The organism is Roseibium sp. (assembly GCF_965276855.1).
Classification (GTDB): domain Bacteria; phylum Pseudomonadota; class Alphaproteobacteria; order Rhizobiales; family Stappiaceae; genus Roseibium.
In genome coordinates this window covers 5,043,782-5,067,562 of the sequence record NZ_OZ255700.1, presented here as the reverse complement: position 1 = coordinate 5,067,562, position 23,781 = coordinate 5,043,782, and the positions used below count along the sequence as shown (strand labels likewise).

General features: G+C 56.3%; 25 protein-coding genes, 2 tRNA genes, 1 pseudogene and 1 riboswitch. Of the genes and pseudogenes, 11 read left to right on the top strand and 17 right to left on the bottom strand.

Annotation, left to right across the window (positions count from 1 at the left end; all coding sequences use genetic code 11):
* Window positions 1–253: 253 nt before the first annotated feature.
* Window positions 254–1,135: a hypothetical protein gene (locus ACQY4Z_RS23530; protein WP_428525332.1), complete on the top strand. Its 882-nt coding sequence runs from the start codon at window positions 254–256 to the stop codon at window positions 1,133–1,135.
* 51 nt (window positions 1,136–1,186) lie between these two features.
* The gene (locus ACQY4Z_RS23525; protein ID WP_428525330.1) at window positions 1,187–1,612 is read left to right on the top strand and encodes a DUF1284 domain-containing protein; all 426 of its coding nucleotides are present in this window, start codon (window positions 1,187–1,189) and stop codon (window positions 1,610–1,612) included.
* A gap of 38 nt (window positions 1,613–1,650) precedes the next feature.
* Here the strand turns inward: ACQY4Z_RS23525 and ACQY4Z_RS23520 are convergent, their stop codons facing one another.
* The 3 genes from ACQY4Z_RS23520 to ACQY4Z_RS23510 form a co-directional block, all read right to left on the bottom strand.
* Window positions 1,651–2,415, bottom strand: a complete 765-nt coding sequence (locus ACQY4Z_RS23520) for a PopZ family protein (RefSeq protein WP_428525328.1) — start codon at window positions 2,413–2,415, stop codon at window positions 1,651–1,653.
* Window positions 2,416–2,677: 262 nt separating this feature from the next.
* Window positions 2,678–4,042 carry a TolC family outer membrane protein gene (locus ACQY4Z_RS23515; RefSeq protein WP_428525326.1) on the bottom strand — a complete coding sequence of 455 codons (1,365 nt, stop codon included), beginning with the start codon at window positions 4,040–4,042 and terminating at the stop codon, window positions 2,678–2,680.
* A 244-nt stretch (window positions 4,043–4,286) separates the two neighbouring features.
* A complete protein-coding gene (locus ACQY4Z_RS23510; RefSeq protein ID WP_428525324.1) occupies window positions 4,287–4,949 on the bottom strand; it encodes a protein-L-isoaspartate O-methyltransferase family protein in 663 nt (220 codons plus the stop codon).
* Between the two features lie 250 nt (window positions 4,950–5,199).
* On the opposite strand from ACQY4Z_RS23510, the gene ACQY4Z_RS23505 reads away from it, so the two are divergent.
* The 4 genes from ACQY4Z_RS23505 (at window position 5,200) to ACQY4Z_RS23490 (ending at window position 7,488) form a co-directional block, all read left to right on the top strand.
* Window positions 5,200–5,273 (top strand) — tRNA-Cys (locus ACQY4Z_RS23505).
* A 278-nt stretch (window positions 5,274–5,551) separates the two neighbouring features.
* On the top strand, window positions 5,552–5,728 hold the full coding sequence (locus tag ACQY4Z_RS23500; protein ID WP_428529659.1) for a type II toxin-antitoxin system HicA family toxin: 177 nt from the start codon (window positions 5,552–5,554) through the stop codon (window positions 5,726–5,728).
* A 22-nt stretch (window positions 5,729–5,750) separates the two neighbouring features.
* Window positions 5,751–6,143, top strand: a complete 393-nt coding sequence (locus ACQY4Z_RS23495) for a type II toxin-antitoxin system HicB family antitoxin (RefSeq protein WP_428525322.1) — start codon at window positions 5,751–5,753, stop codon at window positions 6,141–6,143.
* 184 nt (window positions 6,144–6,327) lie between these two features.
* Entirely contained in the window at window positions 6,328–7,488 is a 1,161-nt protein-coding gene (locus tag ACQY4Z_RS23490) for a carboxylate-amine ligase (protein ID WP_428525320.1), read from the top strand.
* 30 nt (window positions 7,489–7,518) lie between these two features.
* Here the strand turns inward: ACQY4Z_RS23490 and ACQY4Z_RS23485 are convergent, their stop codons facing one another.
* Both ACQY4Z_RS23485 and ACQY4Z_RS23480 read right to left on the bottom strand, forming a co-directional pair.
* Window positions 7,519–7,662 carry a hypothetical protein gene (locus ACQY4Z_RS23485; protein ID WP_209002201.1) on the bottom strand — a complete coding sequence of 48 codons (144 nt, stop codon included), beginning with the start codon at window positions 7,660–7,662 and terminating at the stop codon, window positions 7,519–7,521.
* Between the two features lie 191 nt (window positions 7,663–7,853).
* Complete coding sequence (locus ACQY4Z_RS23480) at window positions 7,854–8,729, bottom strand: hypothetical protein (RefSeq protein WP_428525318.1); 876 nt, start codon at window positions 8,727–8,729, stop codon at window positions 7,854–7,856.
* A 248-nt stretch (window positions 8,730–8,977) separates the two neighbouring features.
* On the opposite strand from ACQY4Z_RS23480, the gene cobD reads away from it, so the two are divergent.
* Genes cobD through ACQY4Z_RS23465 form a run of 3 tightly spaced genes read left to right on the top strand, consistent with a single transcriptional unit; the run spans window position 8,978 to window position 11,589 of the window.
* Entirely contained in the window at window positions 8,978–9,979 is a 1,002-nt protein-coding gene (gene cobD / locus ACQY4Z_RS23475) for a threonine-phosphate decarboxylase CobD (RefSeq protein ID WP_428525316.1), read from the top strand.
* Between the two features lie 9 nt (window positions 9,980–9,988).
* Entirely contained in the window at window positions 9,989–10,966 is a 978-nt protein-coding gene (cbiB, locus tag ACQY4Z_RS23470) for an adenosylcobinamide-phosphate synthase CbiB (RefSeq protein WP_428525314.1), read from the top strand.
* 11 nt (window positions 10,967–10,977) lie between these two features.
* Complete coding sequence (locus tag ACQY4Z_RS23465) at window positions 10,978–11,589, top strand: DUF938 domain-containing protein (protein WP_428525312.1); 612 nt, start codon at window positions 10,978–10,980, stop codon at window positions 11,587–11,589.
* An 87-nt stretch (window positions 11,590–11,676) separates the two neighbouring features.
* Here ACQY4Z_RS23465 and ACQY4Z_RS23460 read toward each other — a convergent pair whose 3' ends face one another.
* From ACQY4Z_RS23460 to ACQY4Z_RS23450, 3 genes are all read right to left on the bottom strand, one after another.
* The gene (locus ACQY4Z_RS23460) at window positions 11,677–12,045 is read right to left on the bottom strand and encodes a hypothetical protein (protein ID WP_428525310.1); all 369 of its coding nucleotides are present in this window, start codon (window positions 12,043–12,045) and stop codon (window positions 11,677–11,679) included.
* A gap of 315 nt (window positions 12,046–12,360) precedes the next feature.
* Window positions 12,361–12,951, bottom strand: coding sequence for a protein-tyrosine phosphatase family protein (locus tag ACQY4Z_RS23455; RefSeq protein ID WP_428525308.1), 591 nt, complete (start codon window positions 12,949–12,951; stop codon window positions 12,361–12,363).
* Window positions 12,952–13,008: 57 nt separating this feature from the next.
* On the bottom strand, window positions 13,009–13,473 hold the full coding sequence (locus tag ACQY4Z_RS23450; protein ID WP_428529759.1) for an EamA family transporter: 465 nt from the start codon (window positions 13,471–13,473) through the stop codon (window positions 13,009–13,011).
* Here ACQY4Z_RS23450 and ACQY4Z_RS23445 point away from each other — a divergent pair.
* The gene (locus tag ACQY4Z_RS23445) at window positions 13,472–13,651 is read left to right on the top strand and encodes a hypothetical protein (RefSeq protein ID WP_428529757.1); all 180 of its coding nucleotides are present in this window, start codon (window positions 13,472–13,474) and stop codon (window positions 13,649–13,651) included. The genes ACQY4Z_RS23450 and ACQY4Z_RS23445 overlap by 2 nt on opposite strands.
* Here ACQY4Z_RS23445 and ACQY4Z_RS23440 read toward each other — a convergent pair.
* The 9 genes and pseudogenes from ACQY4Z_RS23440 to cobU all read right to left on the bottom strand — a co-directional run.
* Window positions 13,622–13,906: pseudogene (locus ACQY4Z_RS23440) on the bottom strand (EamA family transporter); the annotation flags it as partial. The gene ACQY4Z_RS23445 and the pseudogene ACQY4Z_RS23440 overlap by 30 nt on opposite strands.
* Before the next feature lie 190 nt (window positions 13,907–14,096).
* Window positions 14,097–14,573, bottom strand: a complete 477-nt coding sequence (locus ACQY4Z_RS23435) for a hypothetical protein (protein WP_428525306.1) — start codon at window positions 14,571–14,573, stop codon at window positions 14,097–14,099.
* 31 nt (window positions 14,574–14,604) lie between these two features.
* The gene (locus ACQY4Z_RS23430; protein WP_428525304.1) at window positions 14,605–16,092 is read right to left on the bottom strand and encodes a cobyric acid synthase; all 1,488 of its coding nucleotides are present in this window, start codon (window positions 16,090–16,092) and stop codon (window positions 14,605–14,607) included.
* Window positions 16,089–16,397 carry a YrhK family protein gene (locus tag ACQY4Z_RS23425; RefSeq protein ID WP_428525302.1) on the bottom strand — a complete coding sequence of 103 codons (309 nt, stop codon included), beginning with the start codon at window positions 16,395–16,397 and terminating at the stop codon, window positions 16,089–16,091. The genes ACQY4Z_RS23430 and ACQY4Z_RS23425 overlap by 4 nt, the downstream gene beginning before the upstream one ends.
* Window position 16,398: 1 nt before the next feature.
* Window positions 16,399–16,866, bottom strand: coding sequence for a GNAT family N-acetyltransferase (locus tag ACQY4Z_RS23420; protein ID WP_428525300.1), 468 nt, complete (start codon window positions 16,864–16,866; stop codon window positions 16,399–16,401).
* Window positions 16,867–16,875: 9 nt separating this feature from the next.
* Window positions 16,876–17,514: a cob(I)yrinic acid a,c-diamide adenosyltransferase gene (gene cobO / locus ACQY4Z_RS23415; protein ID WP_209177940.1), complete on the bottom strand. Its 639-nt coding sequence runs from the start codon at window positions 17,512–17,514 to the stop codon at window positions 16,876–16,878.
* 14 nt (window positions 17,515–17,528) lie between these two features.
* Window positions 17,529–21,269: a cobaltochelatase subunit CobN gene (cobN, locus tag ACQY4Z_RS23410; RefSeq protein ID WP_428525298.1), complete on the bottom strand. Its 3,741-nt coding sequence runs from the start codon at window positions 21,267–21,269 to the stop codon at window positions 17,529–17,531.
* Window positions 21,270–21,401: 132 nt separating this feature from the next.
* Entirely contained in the window at window positions 21,402–22,517 is a 1,116-nt protein-coding gene (gene cobW / locus ACQY4Z_RS23405; protein ID WP_428525296.1) for a cobalamin biosynthesis protein CobW, read from the bottom strand.
* Window positions 22,514–23,065 carry a bifunctional adenosylcobinamide kinase/adenosylcobinamide-phosphate guanylyltransferase gene (gene cobU, locus ACQY4Z_RS23400; protein WP_428525294.1) on the bottom strand — a complete coding sequence of 184 codons (552 nt, stop codon included), beginning with the start codon at window positions 23,063–23,065 and terminating at the stop codon, window positions 22,514–22,516. The genes cobW and cobU overlap by 4 nt, the downstream gene beginning before the upstream one ends.
* A gap of 34 nt (window positions 23,066–23,099) precedes the next feature.
* Window positions 23,100–23,331: riboswitch (cobalamin riboswitch) on the bottom strand.
* Between the two features lie 329 nt (window positions 23,332–23,660).
* On the opposite strand from cobU, the gene ACQY4Z_RS23395 reads away from it, so the two are divergent.
* Window positions 23,661–23,736: transfer RNA gene (locus ACQY4Z_RS23395), tRNA-Asn, on the top strand.
* Window positions 23,737–23,781: the final 45 nt, after the last annotated feature.

Sequence of the window (23,781 nt, the reverse complement as noted above, 5' to 3'; positions counted from 1 at the left end):
AGTTCCCGTGTAAATCGGAAGCCGCCCCGCAAGTCAACCGCCTAAGAGGTATGGTCCGGCGCTTCTATCCTGTCCAAAGCCATAAACGATTGTGTTGCGCGAACCAATCGATGCTCGGCACGAGGATCTAATAGCCCTTTACCCAAGGTTGCTTGTTCGGTTTCTTAGCTGGAATTAGGTTTTGAGTAGAAATTTCGTCGTCTAATCCGGGTTACGACACCTGCGCTAGCTGCGCACCGGGAAGGAGCTTCGAATGACGATACCCAGATGCGGTATCATCGGTTTGATGGCCACACTGTTTTTCGCAGGGCCGGCAGCAGCCGACCAAACGATTGAAATACGCCTGCCGCAGCTTGCCTCTATCCCGGAATACACGGTCCCGCTTCTGGAGCTTGCCCTCTCCAAACAGGACCGTCCGTTCAAGATCGTATTGCCTGAAAATTCCAAAGACCTCACCGCTGTAGAAGTGATGGAAAAACTCACTGACCCGGCGAGTTCGGAGTTCAATCTGTATGCGGCGGGCACTTCAAAACACTACGAAGAGATTGCTCTGCCGATCCGCGTCCCACTGGTGCGCGGTCTGATTGGTGCCCGGATCAACGCGATTCCAAAAGGCAGCCAGGACAAGTTTTTACCAGTCAACACGGTGGGTGACCTCCAGAACATGACGTTCCTTCAAGGCATCGACTGGGGAGACATTGCGATCCTTGAAGGCGCCGGGTTGACGGTCAAGACCGCTCGGAAAAGCCATCTTTATCCGATGATCGCTTCGGCGGACGCCGATGCATTTCCGCGAGCTTCGGTCGAAATCCTGAGCGAGCGGGCGGAATACCGCCAGCTGGACTATGACATCGAGCAGGAAGTCGTCCTGATCTACGACCGGTTTCCGTTCTATTTTTTCACCGGCAAGCACAACGAAGATCTTGCGGAGATCATCGAAACGGGCCTGGTGACCGCATATGAGGACGGCAGTTTCATCCAATACTTCCGGACGCACCCGATGATCCGGGAGATTTTTGCGGAACTCCATCTCGACAGTCGTCGGCCAATCCGCTTCGACAACCCCAATCTGACCCCGGAAACGGCTGCACTTCCCGATTATTACTGGCATAAGTTCTCTGGCGAACCCGAGTAACCCGCCATCCTCGGCAAAACCAAACAACAAGCCAGTAAAACGCCTGTTCTCATGACCATCCGCCTCCGCGCACATCATCTGCTATGTATGCTGACCTTCGCCGGAAAGGGCTACACCCCCACTTTCGTGGAATCCTACAAAGCTATCGTCAATCGCCTCAACGACGGTGAGACCATCAAACTGGTCGATGGTCCGGACGACATTTGCGTACCGATGCTCAATGAACCTACCTGCCACTGTTACAATCAAAGCGTGCGCGAGCGGGACAGATTGGCCGCACGCGACATCGGGCTGCTCTTCGGCAAGCCGCTATCGGTTGGCCCTCTGCGCCTCAGCCGCGAAGATATTGCGAAACTGCGTTCGGCTTTTCAGGACGGAAACATTCGGCAAGCCTGTACGGGGTGCGAGTGGTACGAGCTTTGTACAGGCATTGCCCAAACGGACTTCAGGGGCTGCCGTCTCCGGTCGCCCCTGTAATATCCCATATATCCCATATATCCGATGTATATGCAGGATCAGTCGCGGCGGCGAATTACGCGCTGAACTTCCTTTTTGACCATCTGCTCCACCATGGGCGGCAGGTTCTGATCGAGCCAAGCCTTGATCATCGGACGCAGCATATCCCGAACCATCTCTTCAATGGTCTGCGCTTTCGTGCTGATCAACATGTCAGAAAAATTGTCAAGCGCCGCGTGTACCGCCTGCCCAGTCGCAGCGGATGTCAGATAATCTTCAGGTGCCACATCCGGCAGATCATCCGGAATGGGCTGTGCTTTGATCACCGGCTCTTCCGGCTCGAACAATGCCTCAGGCTCCGGTTCCGGCTCCGGCGGTGCGACGAAATCTTCTTCAGGCTCGGGATCCGGAGCGAAAGAAACATCGCCGTCCAGATTGTCGAGGTCCTCCGCCAGACCATCAACCATTTCCAAATCGTCGGCGGATTCGACCGCAAGCTCTTCCGTCAGTTCAAGGACATCATCGTCCGCTTCATCGCCTTCATCTTCCGCAGCATCGGCCATCATGGCCGCAGCCATGTCATCCGCACCGTCATCTTCCGCGACATCATCATCGCCGTCCATGTCGAACAGCTTGTCGAGGTCGTCTTGAGACATCTCGGAGGCATCACCCATATCATCCTCCGCCTTTGCTTCTACTGGGGTTTCATCTGCTTGTTCATTGCCGGTGTCCGCACTCTGGGCGTCTTCATCAGATATGATCCGGCGTATCGATGCGAGGATCTCCTCCATCGACGGCTCTTCAGCCTTGCTCGCCTCTGCCATGACGTCCCCCGTACCTTTTGGCTACTCTACGCTCCAACCAGAAGTCCCCGGATGATTCGTTAAGGAAATTATGCGGATCATCTGGAAACGCGCAAAGCAACCGCACGGCCTGAGATAGGCTTTTCCCCTTTTAAGTCCACTTTTTGTAAACTTTTGGGTAAATGCAAACCGAATCGCTCGGCGCAAACGGCAAAAACGAAAAAACCGGCCAGAGCCGGTTTCAAAGATGCATGTGCATAAGCGAGAGACCTAATGGCCGGTCTCAGCGGCCATCCGGTGTCCTTAGACCAATCCACTTGCCGCGAACAGACTTGTAATGCTGTTCCGGATTGTAGATGGAGACATTCAGCCCGAGTGTTTCCGCATCTAGATGACCAACAGCTGCCACGAGCTGGTAACCACCAACGATCCGGTTCCGTTGCGCAGTCACCAGATTGGACTGCTGGATCACCAGTTCACGCTGCGCATCCAAGACATCCAGTGTTGTCCGCTGACCAACGCGCTGTTCCTCGATCACACCTTCAAGAGCCAGCTGCTGCGCCTCGACCGCCGCGCGCGCAGCAACGATTGACGCTTCGGCCGCCTGGAAGATTCCCCAAGCGGTGATCACATTTGCCCGGACCTGATCGCGGGCGACATCCAGTTGAAGACGGGTCTGGCCGAGTTCTTCCTTGGCCTGCCGGACACGAGAATAAACGCCGCCACCCTGATAAATCGGAATGCTGACGTTGCCAAAGATCTGCGCGTTGTTGTTAAGGTCGACCGTGTTCGAAGGGTTCCAGCTTCGGCCAACGCTCGCGTCAACAGTGACGGTCGGCAGCAATTCGCCCTCAATCGCCTTGACGTTGAAGATCGCCGCGTCGACCAAATGCAGAGCCTGCTGGATCAACGGCTGCTTTTCTTCACTGGTCTGAAGCGCGCTGTCCAAAGACTTGGGCACCTGACGCGTAATGGATGTGTCCGCCGAAAGGCTTTTCGGATCTACCCCGATAACCTGACGATAAATCGCGCGGCTGGTGTTCAGGTTGGCAAGGGCCGTATTGAGCGATGCCTGGGCTTCCGCAGCACGTGCTTCGGCCTGGGAAACATCAGTCCGGGTACCCTCACCCACGTCGAATCGATCCCGTGCAGCACGCACCTGTTCCTGAAGGAACGCAAGGTCACTGCGTTGAAGGGCAACAAGCGCGGTATCGCGAATCACATCAACGTAGGCTGTAGCAGCACTCAAAAGAGTGTCCTGCTCGCTCGACATCAGGCTTTCGCGCTGGGCGCGGACAACGGCCTCAGCCTGGCGGGTGGAGTTGACCGTGCGAAAACCGCGGAACACGGCCTGGCTCAAAGTCAGCGAAATCGCAGCATTGTTGCGGTAGGCTTGGCGGCCGTTGATTGAGGAGCGGACACCGCCGGCTGCCAGCGCCGCAGACGCGGTTGGCCGCCATCCAGCCAGTGCTTGCGGTACGTTTTCGTTGACACCACGCAATTGGGCACGCGCCGCATTGAGGGTCGGATTGTTGGCATAGGCGAGAGACAAAGCATCACGAATCGTGTCGGCACTGGCCGAGGACGCAATGAAACCGGACAAGACGACGGCGGCAACCCCGCTCATCAGCCCTTTCGTTAGTGCCATTGCTTTCACCCTTGAACGACCAGACACTCTACACTCCTTCCGGCTCACCCGCGTACACTTGAAACCTGAGTAAACTCACCGGTGTCGATCTTCAACCGGCAGGGGCTCAGATTTAATGAAAATCTTCCAGTGCGGCTTAATAGCAACAGCCTCCAACGGAGCACGCTGCGTAACACAACACGTGACACTGGACGATCATGCCCAATCCAAAGACTGGACCTGAAACAACTCTATTTACAAACCCTTAAAAGGTAAACTCGGCAGCTTGAGCAAACCCGGGCAAAAGCGCGGCCGACGCGTTAAAGGCAAACCGTCCGCTCACCACTTCGCCGGACTTCTGATAGAGTTTTGCAACGCCTGCCCCGCCCTGACCTTCAATGACAACCAGGCGGCCGTCCGACTTCAACTGTTTCAGCAAATTCTCTGGAAGAACCTCCACCGCGCCGTCGATCAGGATGACGTCATACGGGCCTTCGGCGGCGTAGCCATCCACCAGTGGGCCTTCAACGACAACCGCGTTTTCGGTCCCAAGATCCACCAGAAGATCCGCTGAATCGCGCGCGAGTTCTTCGTTTTCTTCCAGTGCAACGACAGACGCGGCCAGTTTCGCGGCCACCGCCGTGCTGTAGCCGCTGCCGGCCCCGATCACGAGCACAATGTCGTCGGCGCTGATTTGTGCAAGCTGGATCAGCTTTCCGAAGATATGCGGCTTCATCAAATACCGGCCGGATCCGGATGAACCGATGGGCAGATCTTCATCGATGTAGGCCACCGCCCGCTTAGATGCAGGAACAAACCGTTCGCGCGGAACCACCTCCATTGCATCCAGGATCTGGTGATCGGTCACATCGTTGGTACGCAGTTGGTTGTCCACCATCTTGCGGCGGGACTGGTTAAAGTCCGTCATATCGGCCCTCGCTTGAATTGCCGGCGTCCCGGCACCTCTACGGCTGGTTCCATACCGAGGCAAATCCGCCCTGACAAGCACCAGATGCGCTTCTATCACCATCCCCCTTGAAATCCGGGAGATTTTTTACCGTCTGTAACCTGTCATACAGGCCTCTTCATTTGCGTCACAGTGGAAATGTCATCTGCCCACCAATCAGGACTTGACCTGCTGCGCCAAGTGTTTGATAAGGCGCGGCACACCACCGAGGGGCCCTGTGGCGGAGTGGTGACGCAGCGGATTGCAAATCCGTGTACACCGGTTCGATTCCGGTCGGGGCCTCCAAAAAATTGTTTCTCCCTTTGTTTTTATTGAGTTTTTTGGGCCTGTTAGTCCCACTTTTTTCGGCATGGTCAAAAGTGGGACACTTTTGTTCCGTTTCTGAACCACGCCATAGACCACCTGACTCGCGTGCCAAGCTAACAAATCAGCAGTGTTGGATACCTCCAGAATATTCCACCAACGATTACGGCACCCATTTTTTACGCAACATAATACACAACGCTATTTGACAGAACCTCGAACTATGTGTAATATAATACACACATATGAGGCTGAAGAATATAGAAACCAACAGCCGCAGGATCATCAAGAAGCTGGAAAAGGACGGCTTCGACCTTGTGAAGGTTGTCGGCTCCCATCACAAATTCAGAAAAGGCGCTTTAACGGTTACGGTCCCCCACCCGAGAAAAGACCTGCCGCTCGGCACCGTTCGCAGCATCTGCAAACAAGCCGGGTAGCTCTAAGGCCAAGGAGAGAAATATGCGCACCTATTTCGGACTGGTCCACCAGGAAGGCGGCAGCGCCTATGGCGTCCAGTTTCCCGATGTCCCGGGTTGCTTTTCTGCAGCCGACGACATCGATGACCTGGTTGCCAATGCCGCCGAGGCGCTTTCCCTTCACCTGGAAGGTGAAGAGATGCCCCCCGCCCGGTCCTTGACCGCCATTCACACCGATTCAGATGTTGCCAAGGAGTTGGCGGCAGGCGCTTTCTTGGTTGCCGTTCCCGTCATAGCCCTGACCGGTCGCTCGGAGCGGATCAACATTTCCATGGATGCTGGATTGGCAAACGCCATCAAACAAACCGCGAAGGCCCGCAAGCTGAATTTTTCGTCCTATTTGGCCGACCTGGCACGCCGCGACATTATGGGATAGCCCTAGACTTGGATATTCTCTGGTAACGAACCCGGCCCGATCCGCGCTGCATCTTGCCCTGATCAGTTGAACTTCCAATGCCCGGCAAACCTCCGCTCGTCAGAACAACATAGCGGCGGCGAACGGCCCAATACGCATTATTTCGTGCTTGACCCTGCCAAGTTTGCGCCCGCAATCTGTGGAGATGAAAGACCCAAGCTTCAGCATCGGCGTTGAGGAAGAATATCTTCTGGTTGACCGCGCCAGCCGCAATATCGCGAGCTCCCCGCCCCCCGAATTGTTTTCCGCCTGCGAAAGCGCGCTTGAAGGCCGGGTTAGTCCGGAATTTCTCCAATGCCAGATCGAAGTCGGCACCCCGGTCTGCATGACGCTTGCCGAGGTGAAGGCAGAGCTGGCCTATTTCCGCAGAACCATCGCCGATGAGGCCGCGCGGCACGGTCTGGCACCCATTGCCGCCTCAACCCATCCCTTTGCGGAATGGACAGAGCAACCGCACACCGACAAGGAACGCTACAACGATCTGGCAAGGGTCATGCAGGTTGTCGCCAAGCGCCTCCTGATCTGCGGCATGCATGTTCACATAGGCATTGAAGATGCAGAGCTGCGCGTCGATCTTTTCAATCAACTGACCTATTTCCTGCCCCATCTTCTGGCGCTCAGCACGTCTTCGCCTTTCTGGCGGGGCCGAAACACGGGACTGAAATCCTATCGGCTCTCGGTGTTCAACGAGCTGCCCCGTACCGGATTGCCGCCGCGATTTGAGAGCCATGAAGACTACCGCCACACCATCGACATGCTGGTTCAGGCTGGCGTCATCGAGGATGCGACCAAGATCTGGTGGGACCTTCGACCCTCCGACCGATTTCCGACTTTGGAAATGCGGGTGACAGATGTCTGCCCGTGCGTTGAGGATGCCGTTGCCATTGCAGCGCTCTTCCGGTGCCTGTGCCGGATGCTCTACCGCTTGCGGCGCGCCAATCAGGGATGGCGGCATTACTCAAGGTTCCTGCTCGCGGAAAACCGCTGGCAGGCGCAGAGGCATGGCTCGGCTGCCAACCTGATCGACTTCGGCCAGAAGAAATCCATCGCATTCAAGGATCTGGTCGACGAAATCAGCGAGCTGGTGGCCCCAGATGCAGCGTTTTTTGGCTGTGAAGCGGAGATCGCCCACATCCGGACGATTGCAGAGCGCGGCACATCAGCGGATCGACAGCTGGCACTCGCAGGAGACATGTCGGAAGACAGCCTGATCGACCGGTCGAAACTTGAGGCGGTCGTGGATCAGCTGGTCCATGAAACGCAGCATGGCCTTGCCGAAATACCTGTGTCAGCAAAAGCCGTATGACGCTGATCTGATCTCCCGGAACCATACGCCTTAGCTTGGGTCGTCCTTGGATGGCGGTGTTCCGTGTGCTTTCAGATGAAAAAAGTCGCGCGATCCGGTCAGAACCAAGGCAAATTCATCGATTTCAGACACGACCGCATCCGCGGAGCGCGCAAGTCCTGACTTCGGTTTCATGCTTCGATGCGCCTCAATCAGCGCCGAACGGGCACTTCCCAGTGATTGCAGTAACTTATCCCGGTCAAAATCCAATGGGGACCGGGTTCGCCTTGGGTGAGACATGGTCAATTCCATCCTGCGCACAGCTAAATGTTCTTTTTTTGTTCCATTTTCATTCAGGCACTGCCGCGTGTCAACATGAAGCAAAGCTATTTTATGTCATGCCAATACCGGTCCGGGATCGCCCGGTGCCGCTCAGACAGATAGGGATTGGCGACTTCCAGAACGGTCAGATCGTTTTGCCGGATATGGTCCAAAGCCCGCTGTATGCGTGGATGGCTCTCAAAAAGTCGCATGAACGCACCGGTCTCGTAGGCCCGCTCAAGTCCGCGTTCGATAAGCTCTGCCAGGGCACGGTTGTCCTTCTCTACATAGAAGAAAAAACCGAAGCGGTATTTAACCAGTAGACTGCTATCGACCGTGAGATCGGGGTAGATCTCGTCGAAATTCGCCCTTTCCGCATGGGCTTCGTGGACACCGAGATTGAAAACATTCGTGCGGCCGACAGACAGCATCCGCCAAATGTTCTTCCACTCTGCCGGTAGAACACTGAAACCGGCAGCCCTGAAGATATCCGTGTCCGGCCAACCGAAGCCTGAGCCAATTACGGCATAGTCGCGAAACTCGTCGAGGGTCTTGATTTGGGCCAACCGATCCAGCTGGTCTTTGCGGGTCACAAATATGCGGTGTCCAAGCAGGCCGCGGCTCAACGGGATGTCGATCTGTTCAAAGCGCTGTTCGCGTTCTGGTGATCCGCCGCTGTAAAACACATCGAAGTTGGAGCGGCCCTGTTCGAATTCGATCAAGACCCGATCCTGCGTCGTGTCGCCGAGAGAAACCACTTCAAGGACCACGTCCTCTCCGGAGTGCTCCAAAGCAAGTTTCAGCAAGGACACTTCATAGCGGTCCGCGCCATCATCATAATGTTCAATCCCGAGCCGCACGATCTGCTGTGCGTGAACACCCGCGCTTGCGGACATCCAAAAAAGCACACCAAGAATCAGCACTACGCCCAACCTGCTCATTATGTCTCCCTATGCCCTGAAAGCTTAGACAACATACATAAAAGAATTCGTATCGTGATCTTCAGACCTTGGCGACTTGGTTAAATCGACAATGTCTTTTTCCCACGCACGAAACTGGAAACTTGTCTCATGTGCCGTTTCTACCGCAGCCTAGGTCGCGATCCGTCTATACTTTTACCATTGAAATCCGCTAGATAGCAGCCTTGAACAATCATGCGGCTGGCGCACTAAACAGGACTGACCGGGTCATGAAGCACGGCGGAGACTTGAGCGAAGCAATCGAACGCTTTGGCGGAACAAAAGACCAATGGCTCGACTTGTCGACCGGGATTAACCCGCACGCCTATCCTGTCCCGGACCGATTTTCAGACAAGGCCTGGACATCCCTGCCCGCACAATCAGCCCAGGATCAGCTGATCGGCGCCGCGCGACAGGCCTATGCAGTGCCGGATCATCTTGGGCTTGCCGCAGGTCCCGGCACCCAGCTGCTCTTGTCAGTGTTGCCACAGCTTCTTCCGAAAGGCCCTGTTGCGCTCGCAACCCCGACTTACACCAGCCATGCAGACGTGTGGACCCGGGACGGCCGCAAACCGGTCGAGCTGTCCAGCATTTACGCCCTACCGGCCGATGCGAAAATCGTTCTGCTCGTCAATCCGAACAATCCCGATGGTCAGCTTGTTGATGTCAAAAGCCTTCTGGAGATCGCCAGAACTTTGACGGAGCGCGGCGGGTACCTCGTGGTGGACGAAGCTTTTGCCGATGTCATGCCCGGGTCAAGTCTTCTGCCGCACATTGGTGATGAAAACATCCTGATCTTGCGTTCCTTCGGCAAGTTCTTCGGTCTGGCCGGGCTGCGCCTCGGTTTCTTGGCGGGGCCCAAGCCGATGATCGCACGGGTCGCTGCCCTTCTGGAAAGCTGGTGCCTCAGTGGCCCGGCTCTGGAACTCGGCACGACCGCACTCAAAGACCAAGCCTGGCAGAAATCCATGAACCGGAGGCTGGCCGACGAAATGGCCGATCTCACACTGGCGTTGCAACAGAACATGCTGAGCGTCTTTGGCGGCACCCCGCTTTATGCGCTCGCAGGGACGAGATCTGCCGCCAAGCTCCATGACGCGCTCGCCAAACAGCGGATCTGGACCCGGATCTTCGACTATGCGCCAACCTGGATCCGTTTTGGCCTGCCGGGCGGTGCAGAAAACCTGGCCCGCCTCACGGACGCGCTTGCAGCGGCTCAAAAAGACCTCTAACCAGCACTCATGCTGCTTTATGAAAACGCGCTTTGGCTGCTTCTCGCCGCCCTGATCCTCGACGGGATAATAGGCGATCCGGACTGGCTCTGGCGCCGTCTGCCCCATCCTGTGGTCTGGATTGGCAAGGTTATTTCCGCGCTTGATCAAACGCTGAACCGCAAAGACTGGCGCCCTCAGGTCCGCCGGATCACCGGGATCGTGGCCTTGCTGATCTTATTGGTCGGCAGTCTTGCGTTGGGCTTCCTCGTTCAGGAACTCGCGGCAGCGATCCCGTTCGGTGAACTCCTGCTCGTGATCATCGCGGCAGTGTTGATCGCTCAAAAAAGCCTTTACGACCATGTAGCTGCAGTCAGAGACGGTTTGCAAAACAACGGTCTTGCCGGTGGCCGGCAGGCCGTCGCCATGATTGTTGGCCGGGACCCGAACACCTTGGATGAAGCGGGCGTCTCCCGCGCTGCTATTGAATCCTGCGCCGAAAATTTTTCCGACGGCATTGTCGCGCCGGTTTTCTGGTTTGCGGTTCTGGGATTGCCTGGCCTGATCGCCTACAAAGCGGTGAACACCGCAGACAGCATGATCGGCCACAAGAACGAGACCTATTCTGATTTCGGTTGGGCATCTGCCCGGTTCGATGACCTGATCAATCTTCCTGCGTCCCGTTTGTCGGGTGTGTTCCTGGCGCTTGCCGCACCACTTGCCGGCGGGTCCGTCCGAAAGAGTATTTCGATTATGGTTCGGGATGCGAAACAGCACCGTTCCCCCAATGCGGGTTGGCCGGAAGCGGCAATGGCCGGGGCGCTTGGTTTGGCGTTGGCCGGTCCAAGGACTTATCCTGGCTATACGGTCGATGATCCCTACATGAATGCAGACGGGCGCCGCGACGCAACGGCCGATGACATCTCACGCGGCCTCAAGGTTCTTCTCGGCGCGTATGGTATCGAAGCCGCGCTTGTTCTTCTGCTGGCTGTCCTTTTCCTGATTTGAGAGACAAACCCATGCTTCCCTTTTCTGCTGCCGCTGACCGCAACAAGGACGTCATTCTGGAGACCTTGCGGCCCGTTCTGGCGAACCGGACAAAGGTTCTGGAGATCGGCAGCGGCAACGGCCAGCACGCAGTTCATGTAACGAACGCCTTGCCGCACGTCACCTGGCACTGCAGCGACCTCTTGGACAATGTTCCAGGCATCGCCGAGCGGCTGAAACAGGACGGCAATGACCGGACACCGGCCCCGCGCGCGCTCGACGTCGCCTCCCCGCCATGGCCCTTGCCAGCCCCCGACGGACCGGAGGCCTTTGACGCAATCTTCACCGCCAACACACTGCACATCATGTCATTTGAGCATGTGGAGCAGTTTTTCGCCCGCGCCGGGGAAGTGCTGAGCACACAGAACGGCGCTCTATGCGTCTATGGGCCGCTCAAGTATGGCGGCGAGTTTACTACCGACAGCAATGCTGCCTTTGACGTCCAGCTGAAAAGCTGGAATCCGATCAGTGGCATCCGCGATTTCGAAGCGCTCGACGCGCTTGCCCAAGACGCGGGCCTAACATTCGCTGCGGATCATGCCATGCCGGCGAACAATCAGCTCGTGGTCTGGGAGCGGGGTTAAACGTCTCCCACGACTAACCAAAAATTCTTTTATACTGAAATATTATTACTTACCTTATGTTGCTTTATGTGAGAAATAGAAAAAGATTTATACTTTATTAGAAAAATCTTCCTTTTCTAGAAGAGTACTAGCAAGATCGCCAACTAATTCAGTTTTCTCGTCGCCGTAGGTGAGATGGAAATCATCGAAAACACCTTCAATCATTCTCACCCCGTCCAACACCGCTAAGACGCTGGCTGTTGTGTCTAAAGATACTTGACGCAAAATGGAAAGAAAGACTTTCTTCTGAGCTGGCGAAAGACTGGAAAACAGATTTGTGGCGTCTTTCTCAAGGTGTTCATGCTCAATTTCAACTTCATAAGCATTGAACCGTTCTATTTCAGAGCTGATCTGCCCATCGATCACTTCAAAACGCATCATTTCGACAAATTTTTCTGGCGTCATCATCTCGCTCATTATTGAATATTTTTGATACTGAGAACTACTGCCATAACTTATTCGTTTGAGTTTTGCGCGACGTATTTGCTGGCAAATTACGCAATCGATGGCCATTTTTTGCTAGCACGAGATTTCGCGGTTTTTGCGTACTCCTCAGAACTCAAAAAAACGATCGCCGGGCCTATCGGTTATTTGCAATCGCCAAAATCGTTTGATGTCCAGCTGAAAAGCTGGAACCCGGTCAGCAGCAACCGGGATTTCGAAGCGCTCGACGCGCTTGCCCAAAAAGCCGGTCTGGTTTTTTGCCGTCGATCACGCCATGCCCGCCAACAATCAGCTGGTCGTCTGGGAGCCGAGTTGGGGTTTGTTCTGACACTTACCGAACGCGCGGATAAAACTCGCTTGTTCAAAGGTGTCCGGTATCAACACGCCACGAGATTCGCTTACCTTATCGATTACATCATCGGCAGGACTTCCTAGGCTAATTAAAACACATGCTGCCACTAAACCGGAACGTCCGATACCCGCTCTACAATGTATGGCAATTGTTGAACCGCTTTGGACCACATTGGAAAGACGAACCACCAACTTAGATAGGTCGATCATATTGGGTACACCACGATCTACAATTGGATACTGAACAAATTGAATTCCTGAGGCCTCACATAAGGTTTGCTCATCCTCCAGACCAAGTTCGTGGGCTTCATCACCAGTAAGCATTGAGACTATGAAATCGATACCTTCTGATTTGTAGGCCTTAATATCTTCAGCGAGCCATTCTCCAGATGGTTTCGGCATTACAAACATGCGTCCGACCGCAGGAATGGGGATTTCGTACATAGATGGTTTCATTGTGTGTATCTCAAACATACTGAGGTTCATGGTCGATGATGCTTTTGTGGTTTCGAATCCATGGCGTTCCATTCTATGGAACAGCTTCCGTGCCCGTCTCAGGTGAAAAGAAAGCGGAACAATAAAAAACTAACGCCGACCAATGTCGTTGCGTGAAGCCAGCATTCTTCGTTTCTGATGCTCCCGTAGAAACACCAAAAGGCCGCCGCCGACAATCAGGCCAATGCCGGCAAAGACGACCGGCCCCGGCAATTCGCCGAACATCAGCCAGCCCCAGAAGACGGCCAGCGGCAAACCGACATATTCAAATGGCGCGATGGTTGCCGCATCCGCGATTCTGTAGGCTTGCGACATGGTATAGCCAACCACAGCAGAACAAAGCCCCAGCGCCAGGAACCAATACAGGTCGGTTTCCGGCGGCCAAACCCAGGCTCGCAGCAAAAATTGCAGGCTGGCATTGTCGAAGCTGTCTGCGTAGCGCCCGTCTCCGGCAATCAGGAAGAAACCAATAGAAACAATCAGAAACCCGGACTGCAGATAGACAGCTAATGCCGATGCCTTGCTGGCAACACCCAGTTTTCGAGTTAGTACCATGCATCATGGCATAGGCTGCCGCTCCTATGACCGGGAGGATCAGAACCACCCGCCCGCCTTCAATCTGCAGGTCGGTATTCCAAGGCTGCATCATCAGGACAACCCCGCAGAAACCGATCCCGACTGCACCAAGCCGCCACGGTCCAACCTTCTCGTCAAGTATGGGGATCGACAATAGCGTGATGAGCAGCGGCGCAACAAAAAATAGCGCTGTCGCATCGGCAAGCGGCACCACCGCGAGTGCCGTGAAAAAACTCATATTTGCAATCAGAACCATCACGCAGCGGACGAGGTGCAAAACCGGCCGGCGGGTCTTCAGGATCGTCCATCCACCCTCGAAATGCACAAAAAACAGCATGAAAATGAGACCGATCAGAGAACGGACAAAAATCATCTGGTGTAACGGATAACCGCCCGACAGCTGTTTGATCATCATGTCATTGACGGAAATTGCTGCCACTCCGGCAAGCACAAAGACAATCCCGGCAGCTGGTCTGGAAAGGGGTGTGGGAGACGAAAGCGGTGTCATTTTTCCCGCCTACACGAGATGCATGCGCCGCGCCAGCCCATCGGAACACATGGCGGGTATAAGCTTGCAATACTCAGCTGGATCACGCGGCCGCTTAAAGTCGCCTCAGCCCTAGTATGAAGTCAGTAAACCAGCGTGCGCCAATCATGAGGAACCCTCCAATCCCCAGCGTGAACAATCCGTTGCCAAGTTCCGGGCTTGCCAGAACCGCCGAAGCCGATTGAGAGGCCATATAAAGCTTGAACAAGACGGCATTGAACAAGGATTGCAGACCACGGACTGTGAAGTAGAGACCAATAACAACAATCCCGATCTGCAGCATGTTTTCGGACGGGACGTGATCCGGCTCTGCCTGCGGATCAGGTGTTTTCAAACCGCGTAGAACAATTTGCGGAAAGACAAACAGCAGACCGGCTATGAGCAGACCTCCACCGGCAGCACCAAGCGAGACAAACTGAAAGGCCTGATTGGAATTTGCGGCAAAGTAAGCAAAACTCAACAAAGTGCTTAGGTTGCTAACCAGAAGAAAAACGGCGAATAGCCGGACCAGAACGGACCCGATGTATTCCATAAGAACTCCCTAAAAAAATCGATCGTCGGACCTATCGGTTATTTGCAATCTCCAAAATCGCTTCGGTGTCCAGTACGCCCTCCAAATGCTTCGCCAGATCATCAAGCACGGCGTCGATCTGGTGCTCGTAGGCGAGGTCGGACACGGCCCCGAAGCCTTTCAGATAGGCTTTCCGAAACTCATCATCGGTGAAAAGGCCATGCAAATAGGTCCCGGCAATACGGCCATCTGATGATTGGGCCCCGTCCAGTTTCGGCGTTCCGCCCGCATCACGGATGTGGAGGTATGGCCGGGCGCAATCAGGCCCGGATGTGCGGCCAATATGGATCTCGTATCCCTTGACGTTGGCACCTGATGCCAGATGCTTGCCCTCAGCCTCGACCAGCGATTTATCCGGCGTCAGCACCGTTTCGACATCAAGAAGCCCAAGTCCTTCGACAGTTCCCGCCGGTCCCTCGATGCCATCCGGGTCGGAGATGGTTTTGCCGAGCATCTGATAACCGCCGCAAATCCCGAGAACATGGCCGCCCCGGCGCACGTGAGCTGCCAAGTCAATGTCCCAGCCCTGTTTCCGGAAGAAGGCCAGATCGCCGATGGTTGACTTGGATCCAGGCAGTAGAACCAGATCCGCATCTCCCGGCAAGGGCGTTCCTGGCTGAACCAATTCGAGAGAGACATCCGGTTCCATGCGCAGCGGGTCGAGATCATCGAAATTGGCAATCCGGGAAATCACCGGAACGACGATCTTGATCCCGCCCCTGCCCGCACCGCTTGCAAGATCGAGCGCGTCTTCGGCCGGCAGTTTGTTGGCGTCTGCAAACCACGGCACCACGCCCAGACCCTGCCAGCCGGTGCGCTGGGCGATCGCGCGCATGCCATCATCAAAGAGGCTCGGGTCTCCGCGAAACCGGTTTATGAAAAACGCCTTGATGCGATCCTGCTCGGACGGCTCCAGCACTGCATGGGTCCCCACCACCGAAGCAATCACACCGCCCCGGTCGATGTCAGCGCATAGGACAACAGGCAGATCAGCTGCTTCCGCAAACCCCATATTGGCGATGTCGCCCGCCCGAAGGTTGATTTCGGCCGGGCTGCCCGCACCTTCCACGATGACCAAGTCGGCGTCTGATTGAAGTTTCGAGAAACTCTCCAGAACCTTCGGCAAAAGCTCTGCTTTCTGCTTGCCATATTCACGGGCACGCATGGTGCCGAAGCGCTGGCCCTGAACGATAATCTGCGCGCCGGTATCCGTTTCGGGTTTCAAAAGAACCGGGTTCATATGCACGGTCAAAGGCAGGCGGCAGCCCATCGCCTGCAGAGCCTGTGCCCGGCCGATCTCGCCGCCGTCAGAGGTGACAGCGGCATTGTTGGACATGTTCTGCGGCTTGAACGGGCGAACCGCCATGCCGCGGTTGGCAAAGAGGCGGCACAGCCCGGCAACAATCAGGCTTTTGCCGACGTTGGAACCGGTCCCCTGGATCATCAAAGCCGGTGTGCGGCGGCCAGTGGTGTGTGTCATCGGCGTACCGGCTCATCAACCGGCGGCGCGCCATATGGCCGGAATTCTTTTGGCACCGGGAGATTGGCGAGTTTCAGTTCCAGAAGAAGCCGGATGGTCGGCCGGACACCAAACAGGATAGACCCGATCAGGAACAGGCAGGTTCCGGCAAAAAGAAGGCTTTCGTAGAAAAAGAAAATGCTGCCGATCACGAACAGGAGAGCTGCGAGAAACTCCACGATCGTCCGGTAAAGTTCGTACTTGCGCACGATCTCCGCATGGTCCGGGGACGCGCTGCGAATGCTATGATCAAACAGCTTGCTCATTTCAAAGGCCCTTTTTGAAGCACCGGAAGGTCATATCCAACTGGGATTTGGTCTCTCCGGTTTCAGCATATCCAAGGGATTTATAAAACCGCTCTGCCGTGAGGGTGCTGGAGAGATGGGCCTCATCCAGACCGCGGTCGCGAAAGGTGTCTTCAAGCGCCCGCATCAAGGTCTTGCTCACCCCGGTCAAGCGCGCATCCGGGAGCACATACATCAAGGGGATATGCCCCAAAGGTGTGCCCATCGCGAACCCGAGAATCCGCTTGTCCTGATCCTGGACGACAAACGCTGCCCCCGGACCATCGATCCAGCTTTCAACATTCGGCGCGGTTTTGTTTTTCAGCCAGGCCTTGTAGCGTTCCGGATTGTCGCCATGGTCAAGCCCGCAAAGCTTCGTGATGGACGCCCGCAAAAGCTGCGCGATCTCGTGGGAGTCCGCGCTGCTGGCACGTTCAACTGTATACGGCATTGCTCGATCTTAGAACTCGATGCCTTCTTGCGGCTTCACGCCGGACCGGAACGGATGTTTGACCTGCGTCATGTCCGTGACAAGGTCGGCCACCTCAAGCAGTTCGTCCTTGGCGTTCCGCCCGGTGATAACCACGTGAACGTCTTCCGGCTTTTCATTCTTGAGGAAATCGACGACCTCGTTGATGTCAAGATAGTCGTAGCGCAGCACGATGTTGAGTTCATCACACAGGATCAGACGAAAATCACCGGAGCGGATCATGTCCTTCGCAGCGTCCCAGGCCTGTTGAGCCGCGTCGATATCCCGCTGGCGGTCTTGGGTTTCCCAGGTGAACCCTTCCCCCATCCGCTTGATGGTCACCAGATCGTCGAACCGTTCCAGGGCCATACGTTCGCCGGTCTCGATCCGGCCTTTCACGAACTGGACAACGCCCACCTTGTGACCATGACCGAGCGAGCGGAACACCATGCCGAACCCGGCTGTCGACTTGCCCTTGCCCTTGCCGGTGTGAACGATCACAAGGCCCTTTTCGATGGTCTTGGTCGCCATGATCTTGTCGCGCGCGGCCTTTTTCTTGCGCATTTTTTCCGCATGGCGCGCGTTGAGTTCATCTTCCGTAAGCTCGGGTTTATCCGTATCGGCGGTCATGGTGTGTCTCCCGATTATTGTGTTTTGTTCAAATCATTCAGTGCAGCATGGGTCGAATTGCGGCGCGGTGTCCAGAGGCCCCGGTCCAGCGCTTCTTGAAAACGCGCAAGCATCTCCTGGTAGCCTGCCGGATTCGCGTCTTGAAGAAAATCGCGCACGACTTCATCGTCCAAATAGGCCTCATAGAGCTGATCAAAATGATGATCGCCAACTGCCCTGGTCGTTGCGGCAAACGCAAAGAGATAGTCGAGCGTTGCCACCATCTCAAACGCGCCCTTGTAGCCGTGACGCATCACGCCCTTGATCCATTTCGGATTGGCGGCCCGGCCGCGCACGACACGGCCGATTTCCTCTGACAAGGAGCGCACCACCGGACGTTCGGGGCGCGAGTGGTCGTTGTGATAAACCTTTGGGGCATCGCCTTTTAGGTGCTCGACTGTTGCCGCAAGACCGCCTTCGAACTGATAATAATCATCGCTGTCGAGAAGGTCGTGCTCGCGGTTGTCCTGATTGTGCAGAACCGCATCAACGGAGGCTAGCCGGCCCTCCAGCTCACCGCGGGCCTGATCACCGCTCGCGCCGCCGCCATAGGCATAGCCGCCCCAGGTCAGGAAAGCTTCGGCAAAGTCGCCGCGCTCATCCCAGATCCCTTCGTCGATCAACGCCTGTAAGCCGGCCCCATAGGCCCCGGGCTTCGAACCAAACACCCGGAACCCGGCCCGGCGCCGGGCCTCATCTGGCGACAGGCCAGCAGCGGCCAACTTGGCAGCTTCCCGTTTCATGCGCGCGGCAACGGGATTGGCATCTTCTGGTTCTTCCAGTTGACCAACGGCCCGTACAGCGCTGTCAAAAAGGTCCATCTGATGCGGGAAAGCATCCCGGAAGAAGCCGGAAACCCGCAAGGTTACGTCGATCCGCGGGCGTCCGAGCTCCGATAATTTCAGGATTTCAAAGCCAGTGACACGCCCCGACGCAGCCTCCCAAACCGGTTTGGCGCCAATCAGCGCCAGCGCCTGCGCTATATCATCGCCGCCCGTGCGCATATTGGCTGTGCCCCAGCAGGTCAAAACCAACGATGCCGGCCACTCGCCTTCTTCCTGAAAATACCGCTCGGCCACCAGCGAGGCCGATTGCTGGCCAAGACGCCACGCCGTTTCTGTTGGAACGGCACGCACATCGACAGAATAGAAGTTCTTGCCCGTCGGCAAGACATCCGGCCGGCCACGAGACGGTGCACCGGAAGGCCCCGGTTTCACGAAACCGCCATTCAGCGCGGTCAAGACTGCGTCCAGCTCCGACTGTCCGGATTCGGTCACCGACGGGCGGATCCGTTCTTCGATTTCGGCGAGCACCGCCTGCGCTGCAGGCCACTCTGTTACCGTAATTATATCGCCCGCGATAATTTGCTGCGCGAGCAGTTCAAGCCGTTCAACCGTATCGCCATTTGAGCGCCATGGCGCGTTAGAGACACTTGCCAGAACGTCCGGCTTTGGTCCGGTCCAAGGTGCCGCAAAATCACAATTCAGCGGATCAAATGCGGATAATCCCAAGTCCTCTGAAAGCGCTCGCTGCAAGCTGTTTTGGCGTACCTCACCGCCACGCGGGACCCGCACCAGCGCAGAAAGCAGGTCAGTCAGAAGGTCGCCTTCCGGGCTCTCGCCGAGGATATGCAGGCCGTCGCGGATCTGAAGTTCTTTCAGATCACACAAATGCGCATCAAGCCGGGCAAGACGGGTGTCTTCATCCATCTCGTCGGTGATGCCGATGTCCTTGTCGAGACCGTGCCGGCTCGCTGCATCCAGAATGTCCCGGGTCAACGCCTTAAGACGCCGAGGATCGACACCACTTGCGAGGTAATACTCATCAAGCAGGGTCTCCAGCTCCTCGGCAACGCCGTGGCTTTCCGCCCGGGTGAGCGGCGGGGTCAAGTGATCAACAATGACAGCGGATGTGCGGCGCTTGGCCTGCGCCCCCTCACCCGGATCATTGACAATGAACGGGTAGACGTTCGGTGTCGGACCAAGCACAGCTTCCGGGAAACAGTCTTCAGACAGCGCGAGCGCCTTGCCGGGTAGCCATTCGAGATTTCCATGCTTGCCAAGATGGATCACCGCATCGGCGCAAAACTCCCGGCGCAACCAGATATAGAACGCGAAATAATGGTGCGGCGGCACCAGATCCGGATCGTGGTACGTCTCTTTGGGATCAATATTGTAGCCACGCGCGGGTTGGATGCCGACCACCTGATTGCCGAACCGGTGCAGCGCCAAACGGAACGTGCTGTCAATCACATGCGGATCGTCTTGCGGATTGCCCCATCGATCCTCAACGGCTGTGCGGACCGCCTCCGGCAGTTTGGCAAATTCGGCGGTATAAGCCTCTAGTGACAGCCGCTCATAGCCCGCCTTCTCCTGCCTTTCCGCAAGTGCGTTGGTCACGCCGGATGTCAAAACGTCCATTAGATCCGCCGACGTTTCCGGGGCGTTGCCGACATCATATCCGGTCTTCTTCATGGTTTTGAGCACGGACACGCAGGAGGCTGGCGTATCAAGGCCGACCCCATTGGCAAGACGGCCATCCTTGTTCGGATAGTTCGCCAGGATCAACGCGGTCTTCTTGTCTTCTACTGCAACCCGGCCAAGACGGGCCCAGTTGGCGGCTAGGTCGGCCACGAACCGCATGCGATCCGGAACGGGGGTGAATTTCACGGGCGTCGATTGCGTCGCTGGGTCAAACACCCCCTCTTCCTTGAAAGACACGGCCCGGGTCAGCAATCGCCCATCGATTTCCGGCAACACGACATGCATGGCAAGGTCGCGGATCGACAGGCCTTGGTCACTCTCCTCCCAGCCCTCTTTGGACGAAGATGAGAACACCACCTGGAGAACAGGCTTGCCCCATTTGTCGAGCGGCGTCGGCTGGTGGTCGATCCCGGCTTTTGAAACTGCAAAAGCAGTCCCGTTCAAAACGACATCCGGTTTTGCCTCGTCAAACAATGAGTCCAGAACAACGATGGATTCCGCTTCCTTGAGGCTGGAGACAAAGACCGGCAGCGCATTGACACCGGCCTCTGCAAGTGCGGATACCAAAGCATCAACAGGGGCGGTCTGGGACCCTTGCACCAGAGCCCGGTAAAAGGTGATCGCAGCGACGGGAGCCTTCGGGTCTGCCCAGGTTGATCTCAACGTTTCCAGACCCGGCGCGGTATGACCGGGCAGATAAATACCGGCTCTTGGCAGAGGAACCGCATGCGCAGGCTCTTCGGCAAGCCCGATCAGATGACCGGCATACCGCAACGCATTGGCGTAGTTCTCAGGACCGCCTTCAACGAAGTAGCGCCACATGTGACGCACATCCTCCGTGCCGCGCGTCGAATGGCTTGTGAGAGCGTCATCCCATTTGTCGTCGCCCGGTATGACGACAAGATCGATGCCACTGGCGCGCGCCTCTTCAACAAACCGCTCCAACCCGTAGCGCCAGTATTCGACACCACCGAGGACACGCAAGATCACAATCCGGGATCCGCGGACCGTCTGCTCCGCATAAAGGTCGACCGAATAGGGATGCGACAATGCCATCAGGTTCGCAAGACGGAGGCTTGGCGTATCCGCTCCTAAGCCAGACTGTGCCGATGCCAGACTTCCAAGTTCCGTATCGGCCGCGGACAAAAACAGAATATCGGCAGGCTTTTGGCCGAGGTCGACGGCATCGCCCCCATCATCGATCCGGCGCGTCTGGCTTGCGAGAATGTGCATCTGGGTGGTTTCTCGTTCTTATATCATCTCATGGATAGACCATGAGACCCGTCTACACTTTTCAGGGCGAAAAGGCTTTCAATGAATTGCCGGACAACGCCCGGCAACTCCAGCATCTAAGGGGCTCTGAAATCACTCAGCCGCTTCTGCAAGACCCGATAGAGCGCCGCGCACCGCGCCCAAATCGAAGCCCTTGAGCCCGATCACCACCAGTTTCCCGGCGCTTTCCGCACCTGATGCAAACCAGGTCTCGACCCTCGGGCCCACCGCCTGAACCATGGCCGGCGCGGCCTTGCCATCCACCTGAACGGCCCCCTTGATACGAAGAACACCTCTCAATGCCATGGCCTGAAGCACCTTCGCCTCAGCTTCCTTAAGCGACGCAAAGATCGGCGCCTCAATCACGTGGCTTTCAAAGTCATCGTGGTGATGATGATCATGATGGTGGTCGTGGTCGTGATGATGATCATCGTGATCATGGTGATGGTCATCATCATGGTGGTGATGGTGATGTTCATGGCGGGAGGCCATGTCATCCTCAGCCGCTGAGCCGCGGCCAAGCAAGACCTCGATCGGCAAAGTGCCCTTCTCGGAAGAAACGATATGCACCGCTGGGCGGACCTCAGCTGCGATCTTTTCCTGAACGCCTGCAAGAATATCGCCCGCGACCAAATCGGCCTTGTTCAGCACCACAAGATCTGCGCAGCGCAGCTGATCCTGGAAAAGCTCCTCAACCGGGCTTTCATGATCCAATGCCTCATCTGCTGCGCGCTGGGCTTCCAGCGCGGCTTCATCCAGAGCGATCCGCCCTTCGGCAAGCGCGGCGGCATCCAGAACCGTGACAACACCGTCCACAGTGACTTTTGGCTTCACCGAAGGCCACGAAAAGGCCCGGACCAGCGGCTGCGGCAAGGCAAGACCGGATGTTTCGATAACGATATGCTCCGGCGGGTTGTCCCGTGCGAGCAACATTTCCATTGTGGGCAGAAAGTCATCGGCGACCGTGCAGCAAATACAGCCGTTGGTCAGTTCCACAACTTCTTCTGCCGAACAACTGGGATCCGCGCATCCGTTCACCAGCGATCCGTCAAATCCCATATCGCCAAATTCGTTGACGATGAGCGCAATCCGCTTGCCGCCGGCATTCTGCAAAAGGTTGCGGATCAGGGTGGTTTTTCCCGCGCCAAGAAAACCGGTCACGATGGTTGCCGGGATTTTTTGACCCGGCTTAAGCGTTGAAGAAGTCACAATCCGATCTCCGGTTGATGCGAGGGTTTGAGAAGAAGCGGCTGTCCAGCAGCGACAAACACGACCTGATGGCACGCCGATGCGATATCCTGGTTCAAACGGCCTTGCGCGTCCCGGAACGACCGCGACAGGCGGTTCTCCGGCACGATCCCCATGCCGACTTCGTTGGAGACAAACACACACGGCCCGGCTAGCCCCCTGGTGGCTTCAATCAAGCGCGCCGTTTCCGCAGCTATGTCCTTGTCGGAAAACATCAGGTTGGACAGCCAAAGGGTCAGGCAGTCAACGAGGATAACCCGGTGCGCGGCATTTTCGCGGCTCAGGACACCTGCGAGATCCAGCTGCTCTTCAATGGTAATCCAGGAGGGCCCGCGTTGATCCTTGTGACTAGCAATACGGTCCGCCATCTCGTCATCGAAAGCGGCACCCGTTGCGACATACACCCTTTCCAGGCTGCTTCGAGCTGCAAGCCTTTCTGCAAAGGTGCTTTTTCCGGACCGGGCCCCGCCGAAAACGAGGGTAGACCGGCCATGGTCAGACTGCGTCACATGTGCCTCCCAGCCGTCCGCCCGACAGCCTTGCGGTTAAACTCAATCGACGGCCGGTCTCCTGGCTCGCGGTTCCTTATGCCCAGCACCCCTTCCCGGTGCCCTTGAGAACGATGCTCAAAGATCTCCAGTGGGTCATGTGCCTGCACTCGCCGCTCACAGTTGCGGGGGCAGCTCCGGATCAATCCTCTTTGAGGACTTACCGAATTCCCGTTTCATCCGGGCTGGATCACTCCAGCGCCAGAACCGTCTGTTTCCTTCCTAGCTGGAACCAACAGCCCGCACAAGCCAGAGTGTTTAAGGCGGCAAGTCTTCTTATCCATATGTTTGACCGCAAATTGCCATGGCCGGTTGGAAAACGCAGCGTTTTGAGTTCCGTCTTGGCGGCAATGCGGAAATACGACCGGCGAAGCGCACCTGTTAAAAACCGACAGACACAACTAGGCATCTGAAAAATTTATAGTTTTCCACATACCTGACGAAAAAATAACGATGGAATGAAAAAAACGCATTTCAGGGCTTGGCAAATGGATAAGGGCTGCGTTATACGCATCTCCATCGACGGGGGCGGTGACGCACTGCCCCGGCACGGTGATCCCTGATAGCTCAGTTGGTAGAGCAAGCGACTGTTAATCGCTGGGTCGTAGGTTCGAGTCCTACTCAGGGAGCCACTCTTTTTCAGAAAATATGAATTTAAACAGCTCGACGCACAATCG

Bases quoted from the DNA above. Each gene is read 5' to 3' on its own strand.
- ACQY4Z_RS23530 (WP_428525332.1), top strand. From the start codon at position 254: ATGACGATACCCAGATGCGGTATCATCGGTTTGATGGCCACACTGTTT.
- ACQY4Z_RS23525 (WP_428525330.1), top strand. From the start codon at position 1,187: ATGACCATCCGCCTCCGCGCACATCATCTGCTATGTATGCTGACCTTC.
- ACQY4Z_RS23520 (WP_428525328.1), bottom strand. From the start codon at position 2,415: ATGGCAGAGGCGAGCAAGGCTGAAGAGCCGTCGATGGAGGAGATCCTC.
- ACQY4Z_RS23515 (WP_428525326.1), bottom strand. From the start codon at position 4,042: ATGGCACTAACGAAAGGGCTGATGAGCGGGGTTGCCGCCGTCGTCTTG.
- ACQY4Z_RS23510 (WP_428525324.1), bottom strand. From the start codon at position 4,949: ATGACGGACTTTAACCAGTCCCGCCGCAAGATGGTGGACAACCAACTG.
- ACQY4Z_RS23495 (WP_428525322.1), top strand. From the start codon at position 5,751: ATGCGCACCTATTTCGGACTGGTCCACCAGGAAGGCGGCAGCGCCTAT.
- ACQY4Z_RS23490 (WP_428525320.1), top strand. From the start codon at position 6,328: ATGAAAGACCCAAGCTTCAGCATCGGCGTTGAGGAAGAATATCTTCTG.
- ACQY4Z_RS23485 (WP_209002201.1), bottom strand. From the start codon at position 7,662: ATGAAACCGAAGTCAGGACTTGCGCGCTCCGCGGATGCGGTCGTGTCT.
- ACQY4Z_RS23480 (WP_428525318.1), bottom strand. From the start codon at position 8,729: ATGAGCAGGTTGGGCGTAGTGCTGATTCTTGGTGTGCTTTTTTGGATG.
- cobD (WP_428525316.1), top strand. From the start codon at position 8,978: ATGAAGCACGGCGGAGACTTGAGCGAAGCAATCGAACGCTTTGGCGGA.
- cbiB (WP_428525314.1), top strand. From the start codon at position 9,989: ATGCTGCTTTATGAAAACGCGCTTTGGCTGCTTCTCGCCGCCCTGATC.
- ACQY4Z_RS23465 (WP_428525312.1), top strand. From the start codon at position 10,978: ATGCTTCCCTTTTCTGCTGCCGCTGACCGCAACAAGGACGTCATTCTG.
- ACQY4Z_RS23460 (WP_428525310.1), bottom strand. From the start codon at position 12,045: ATGAGCGAGATGATGACGCCAGAAAAATTTGTCGAAATGATGCGTTTT.
- ACQY4Z_RS23455 (WP_428525308.1), bottom strand. From the start codon at position 12,951: ATGGAACGCCATGGATTCGAAACCACAAAAGCATCATCGACCATGAAC.
- ACQY4Z_RS23445 (WP_428529757.1), top strand. From the start codon at position 13,472: ATGCATCATGGCATAGGCTGCCGCTCCTATGACCGGGAGGATCAGAAC.
- ACQY4Z_RS23450 (WP_428529759.1), bottom strand. From the start codon at position 13,473: ATGGTACTAACTCGAAAACTGGGTGTTGCCAGCAAGGCATCGGCATTA.
- ACQY4Z_RS23435 (WP_428525306.1), bottom strand. From the start codon at position 14,573: ATGGAATACATCGGGTCCGTTCTGGTCCGGCTATTCGCCGTTTTTCTT.
- ACQY4Z_RS23430 (WP_428525304.1), bottom strand. From the start codon at position 16,092: ATGACACACACCACTGGCCGCCGCACACCGGCTTTGATGATCCAGGGG.
- ACQY4Z_RS23425 (WP_428525302.1), bottom strand. From the start codon at position 16,397: ATGAGCAAGCTGTTTGATCATAGCATTCGCAGCGCGTCCCCGGACCAT.
- ACQY4Z_RS23420 (WP_428525300.1), bottom strand. From the start codon at position 16,866: ATGCCGTATACAGTTGAACGTGCCAGCAGCGCGGACTCCCACGAGATC.
- cobO (WP_209177940.1), bottom strand. From the start codon at position 17,514: ATGACCGCCGATACGGATAAACCCGAGCTTACGGAAGATGAACTCAAC.
- cobN (WP_428525298.1), bottom strand. From the start codon at position 21,269: ATGCACATTCTCGCAAGCCAGACGCGCCGGATCGATGATGGGGGCGAT.